This window comes from Desulfitobacterium sp., from assembly GCF_982384815.1.
On sequence record NZ_CEVWNY010000157.1, the window covers coordinates 1 to 5,640 of the forward strand.

At 44.5% G+C, this 5,640-nt stretch carries 6 protein-coding genes and 1 riboswitch; all 6 genes read right to left on the reverse strand.

Annotated elements, in window-relative coordinates; genetic code table 11:
- Window positions 1–184: 184 nt before the first annotated feature.
- Entirely contained in the window at window positions 185–880 is a 696-nt protein-coding gene (locus AC1U9U_RS15310) for a C40 family peptidase (RefSeq protein ID WP_479961419.1), read from the reverse strand.
- Window positions 881–883: 3 nt separating this feature from the next.
- A riboswitch (cyclic di-AMP (ydaO/yuaA leader) is annotated at window positions 884–1,018 on the reverse strand.
- 979 nt (window positions 1,019–1,997) lie between these two features.
- Entirely contained in the window at window positions 1,998–2,195 is a 198-nt protein-coding gene (locus tag AC1U9U_RS15315; RefSeq protein ID WP_479961420.1) for a hypothetical protein, read from the reverse strand.
- A 94-nt stretch (window positions 2,196–2,289) separates the two neighbouring features.
- Window positions 2,290–2,889, reverse strand: coding sequence for an HD domain-containing protein (locus AC1U9U_RS15320; protein WP_479961421.1), 600 nt, complete (start codon window positions 2,887–2,889; stop codon window positions 2,290–2,292).
- Window positions 2,890–2,895: 6 nt separating this feature from the next.
- Window positions 2,896–3,504, reverse strand: coding sequence for a GNAT family N-acetyltransferase (locus AC1U9U_RS15325; protein ID WP_479961422.1), 609 nt, complete (start codon window positions 3,502–3,504; stop codon window positions 2,896–2,898).
- A gap of 26 nt (window positions 3,505–3,530) precedes the next feature.
- Window positions 3,531–4,424, reverse strand: a complete 894-nt coding sequence (locus tag AC1U9U_RS15330; RefSeq protein ID WP_479961423.1) for an AAA-type ATPase lid domain-containing protein — start codon at window positions 4,422–4,424, stop codon at window positions 3,531–3,533.
- Window positions 4,425–4,629: 205 nt separating this feature from the next.
- A partial coding sequence (locus AC1U9U_RS15335; protein WP_479961424.1) for an adenosylhomocysteinase occupies window positions 4,630–5,640 on the reverse strand: 1,011 nt, incomplete at its 5' end.

Below are 5,640 nucleotides of genomic sequence, written 5' to 3' on the forward strand. Positions count from 1 at the left end.
TAGTAGCTTGAACAACTCTAATTTAACCAGAAAGGTGTTTTCTTTGTATAACTTTTTGTCGCCACCCGCATAGCAGGTGGTTTATTGTTTCGCTACGCTCAACAGGCTAAAGCCCATAACTAAAAGGAGCAGCCTTGCTGCTCCTTTTGGTTATGTTCGCCTTATGTCTAGGTTGCCTAATGAATTAGAGAACTCTTCTGGCTCCTATATAGCGAGGGCCGTAATAGCTATCGGATAGGTTGGTGATCTTGACTCCGGAACCTGCGGCATGGATAAAACTTCCGCCGCCGATATAAATCCCCACATGGGAGGCACCTTTATCATAAGTAGAGAAGAATACCAAATCACCGGCTTGGAGTTGATCCTTTTCTACCGCTGTTCCCGTCCCATATTGAGCATAAGAAGTACGAGGCAGGTCAATCTCCGACCCCTTGAACACATATTTAGTAAACCCGGAGCAATCGAATCCCTTTGTCGATGTTCCACCGAATACATAGGGTATACCGATGAGGCTTTGAGCATTTCGCACTATCTCCTCCACTTGGGAACTGCCGCCCCGGGATATTTCCGAGGACACAACCCGGGAGACTTGACGTGTTTGTTTAGTTGCAGACTTTACACTAGGTTTAGTTTCTGCATCGCCAGCCATTACTTTATCAACGTTTTTCCCATTTTTGACTGCTTTGACGGCAGTAGAAACCACATTATAGCGAACAGTCCGGGCCGTTAAAAAGGAAGAGTTCATCGAGAGAACAGATTCTGTACCCTGCAGCGACACAGAGATATTACCCGGTTCCCCAACACCTAAAAAACTTGCTATAAGCAAGGTGCCGGACAAGGTAATACTACCAATCCATCCCCTCTTAGAAGAAGGGTTCATTAGTTTTCCACCTTTCGTGGCTTGCGAGGTTAGTTGACGGATTCGGGCAGAAGGTGTAAGCCCTACGCTTTATGCGATTCACCCCAATAGAAAGTCCCCCGCCCTAAACATTATGTTTAGATTCAGCCATGCATACGTTTGTATTATTCGCTAATTGTAATCCTAATCCTCCATGTAAATAACGGAGCAAATGGTATTAATAGTAATTAGAACACCTCATTTAGGATAGTAACATACTATTCTCTTAGGTCATTTTCCGATACAATTATGCAAAAATAATAAAAACACCTCTCTCACGAGAGGTGTTGCTCTTTGAGCCTTAGGACCCCAACGAATAAATATTGCGTCATAGGTCGAGTAGGTTTTCCCACTGAGTTCCCCCGGTTTCCCGGTAGCAGGCGGTTTCCCCTTTCCCCCAGCCTGGAACGTCACCGATTCCAGCACTTGATCACCACTTAGAACGCACTTTAATCCTCGTTGGTTATCGTTCTAGAAGTTTTCCTTTACGCTCCGAGACAGCTTAGCCTCTTTTGCAGAAAAGAATTTCAGGCAAACTTAAGTCCATCGGCCAATGGAAATAAGTTCCTTTAGCCTTCCCAACTTCTCCACCTCAAGGCAGGCTACACTGCACTAAGTTCCTTCCTAATGCAGGTTCATCCCCTAAGCCATAACCCTATACAGGGCCACGCACTTAGGCCTCCACGGATAAGGGTCTCGCCCGCATGCCATTGCGGATCCCCCTTAACCTTAACTCCCAGCAGCAACCCTCGACTGGGCGTCGAAAGCCACCACCAGGAACTTCATCGGTATGCCCTTAGCGGATTCTTAGGCCCGCCTTCGACTGCCACTTTACGCACTAGAATAACGCTCCATAGCTCAAAGAAGATTACATCGTCTATTTTACACGGAAAAAAGTTTTTTTCAAAACGGTCTTTGCCCATTATTATTCATGATTGAGCTTGATAATGAATGCAAAAATGCAACAAGTCAACAGGACATTAAACCAAATCCAAATTGGGCTGTTTTTTGCTGATATCACCCATAAAACAAAAGAGAGCATTAGCTCTCTCACATTTTCAATTATAAATATTATTTTCAAGGTCACTAAAAAAATAAACTAGACAGATTTTGCCTCCGTAGTCGGCTTTCCATCGGTGAAAATTCTCCGCAGCATTACTTCGATGCTTCCCGGCAAATCTTGAGCCGCTTTTTGAATCTGAACAGCCCGCCATTCAATTTCCTGAAGCAAAACCTTAGTCTGCGGTGAAGAAATATAGGCCTGGGGCTGATCCCCTCCCCACAAACCCTTGGACATGATAAGTATAACCAGGATCAAAAAAATTCTCCATAATAAACGCAATTGGATATACCGTCCTTTCCAAAGAAGATATATCCATATTGTGTCCCACTTATTCTCTTTTAAGCCTAACTTTTTCTAATTCCGACCAAAAATTCTCAGAGTACCGGAACAAGGGTTCAAAAAACTCCCGTGCCGTTTGGGTATAAAGATGATTTTGGTATTTGCGTATTCTTTCCTGGTAAAAGGTCTCACAAGAATTAGGACCAAAGAAAGGTTTTCCCTCTTTACCAGCCCAAGCAAAAAGCCGGGCTATGCCTATAGGACCGACAAAGTCCAATTTATCCGCATCGTAAAGAATCTTTGCCTCTAAAGTTTCCGGCTCATACCCTTCCCGGGAATGGGATAAAACCGCCTTCTTCACAGTCTCGATGATTTTTTCCGGGTAGCCGCATTTTAGCAATATGCCCCCCGCTAAAGAAGAACTACTTTCGGCATGGGTCTTGGATAGGGCCCCGGAACGCCCGATATCATGAAGGATAGCAGCCAGTTCAACAATTAAATTATCTGCATTTTCCTTAAGAGCTATCCTCTTCCCCCATTCTCTTACCCGGAGTGCATGATCCAGGTCGTGGGCCAGATCTTTGCGGGCATAAATTCCTTCAACAGCAAGGATTACCGGTCCAAATGGATCCTGATTTTTCTCCTGCAAGGTCATTCACCCCCGATCTGAATTTAAGAACAATATCCTTTCAAAATGTTCTATACTTGCCGGGGAAAGATTTTTACCATAACGAGCAGTAAGCATATTAGCCGGATGGGAGCTGATTTCTTCGTCATCGGTTTCCCGGATCAATAACCCGGCACTGGACATTAAGCGATCCATGACCTCCCGATATTCCCAAACGCGTAGTCCGGTTCGTTCTAAGTCCCAGTGCCAATAATACTCAGTAGCTATAACTAGATAATTCTCCATGATCGGATCCAAAAATGCCACTTGGAGGAGCTTTTTACCCACGCCAAATCCACGAACTTTAGGAGAGACCTCAATTGCCCCTAATTCGAGAATTTCCGGAGGCCCCTTAGCCCATCGTTCAAATGAATCGGGTGGGTGAAAAGTAACGTAGCCCAAAATATCTGATTCAATGCGGGCAATGATAATTCTGCCGTTGGGAATTTGACTGATTTCAATTAAAGCCTCTTTTTGCCTTTTCGGGGGACGAAAAGCCCTTAAATCGTCATCTAAAGTCATTTGACTTAAAATATCTGCTGCCACCGGCCCTTCAACAATAAGTTCCCCTTTATGGGTAAGAAAGGTTTGTTTCACCATAAGTCCTCCTACGGAAACTAAGGTTATGGATTGACATTATATCGCTTAAGCTTATTGTACAGTGTAGCTAAAGAAATGTTAAGAGCCCTTGCAGCTCTTTTCTTACCCTCCAGGGTAAATCCATAACGTTCCAAGGCAGTTCTTAAGAGAATTTCCTCCATCCGCTCCAAGGGCATGACTCCATGACCCAGCCCCTCTCTAGTCCCCCCCAAATGGTCGCTGAGATGCCGTTGGCAGATATGAGACTCATTAGACATTATCATCGCCCGGCAAATGGCTTGTTTTAGCTCTTCGACATTACCCGGCCATTGATATGATAAAAGTACTTCTTCGGCCTGGGGAGTCAATCCCTGAATTGATTTTCCCAGTCTCAAATTGAATTTCCCAATATAATGATGGATCAATGGCAGGATATCTTCCTTTCGTTGCCGTAAAGGTGGGACAGCGATTTCCCACTGACTGGCATAATCGTGCAAATCCTTGTCAAAAGCCTTTTCAATCCTCATCAGGTGGATATTTAGCGATGAACTTAGGATCACGCGAATTTTCTTCCTCTGTAAACTCTGTAAAGTTTGAAAAAGTTTGTTTTGCTCGGCTAGATTAAGGCTGGCAACCTCCCGAAAATATAGGCAGCCTTCCTCAAAATCATGAAGAAGACCAAAATTAAAATTTGTTTCCAGCATCTCCTTAATCATTCCCTGACTCTCAGTACAATCCACCACCAACAGCGGTTTTCGTGAGCACTCACTTGTCCCGTGAAGATAGCTTGCCAGAAGGAGCTTACCTGTACTTAATTCGCCCTGAAACAAGACAGGTTCCATTCCTTTCGCCGCCTTACGGCATCCCTCCATCGCCTGACGCAAACCTCTGCTTTCCCCGATGATATCCGGAGCTGAATGAACAAGAAATACCGGCATGTTATCCCCCTCAAATCTCTCTCACTGACATTTATCTGATTCTAATACGAATTATTATTCCTATTGTATACTATAACAGAGGAGAACAAAAGATGTTTTTAAAAATATTCTAAAAATGTTTACATAAAAAAGGTCCTAATGTACTTCATCAGGACCATGCTTAATTGATGTTTTTAAAATTTCTTATAAAGGCGTTCTGAGCAGATTAGCCATGTTGCCAGCCGGCAAGATATTTTTCCTGCTCTCCTGTCAGTTTGTCAATACTTAAGCCTAGCGTTCCGAGTTTCAGTTCCGCAACCCGATTATCGATTTCAGTGGGAACAGCATAAACCTTTGATTCGAGGTGGTTATTCTGAGCAGCCAAATGATGTAAAGCAAGGGCTTGCAAAGCAAAGGTCATATCCATAACCTCCGCCGGATGACCGTCTCCGGCAGCTAAATTGACCAGACGTCCTTCGGCAAGAAGATACACCTTCCGCCCATCCTGAAATTCGTACTCTTCAATATTACGGCGTACCTCCCGGCGATTTTGGGCCATGGAAGCTAATTCAAGCTTATTTATTTCCACATCAAAATGACCGGCATTAGAAAGAATCGCTCCATCTTTCATTACTTTGAAGTGCTCCCCGGTGATCACATTCTTGTTCCCGGTAACGGTAACAAAAAAATCACTTAAAGGGGCCGCCTCCAGCATGGGCATGACCTCAAAACCGTCCATCCAAGCCTCATTAGCCTTGATCGGATTAATTTCGCAAACAATGACCCGGGCACCCAAACCCTTAGCCCGTAAGGCCACACCTTTGCCGCACCAACCATAACCAACGACACATACGGTCTTACCGGCTATCACAAGATTGGTAGTTCTCATAATACCGTCCCAGACGGACTGACCTGTACCATAACGATTATCAAAAAGATATTTCATCTCCGCATCATTGACTGCAATCATGGGAAAAGCTAACTCTCCGTTCTTCTCCATAGCCCGCAAGCGGAGAATTCCCGTGGTAGTTTCTTCAGCACCACCACGGACCTTGGCTAATAATTCCCGTCGTTCCTTGTGGATGGTGGAAACCAAATCTCCCCCATCATCGATAATATAATCCGGCTCAAAATCCAAGCCCTTATGGATATGTTGATGATATTCTTCATCAGTAGCTCCATACCAGGCATGAGCATGGACACCCCCTGCTACTAAGGCAGCGACAACATCATCTTG

Excerpts from the sequence above, each read along its gene's own strand:
- AC1U9U_RS15330 (WP_479961423.1), bottom strand. The coding sequence starts at position 4,424 with ATGCCGGTATTTCTTGTTCATTCAGCTCCGGATATCATCGGGGAAAGC.
- AC1U9U_RS15310 (WP_479961419.1), bottom strand. The coding sequence starts at position 880 with ATGAACCCTTCTTCTAAGAGGGGATGGATTGGTAGTATTACCTTGTCC.
- AC1U9U_RS15315 (WP_479961420.1), bottom strand. The coding sequence starts at position 2,195 with ATGTCCAAGGGTTTGTGGGGAGGGGATCAGCCCCAGGCCTATATTTCT.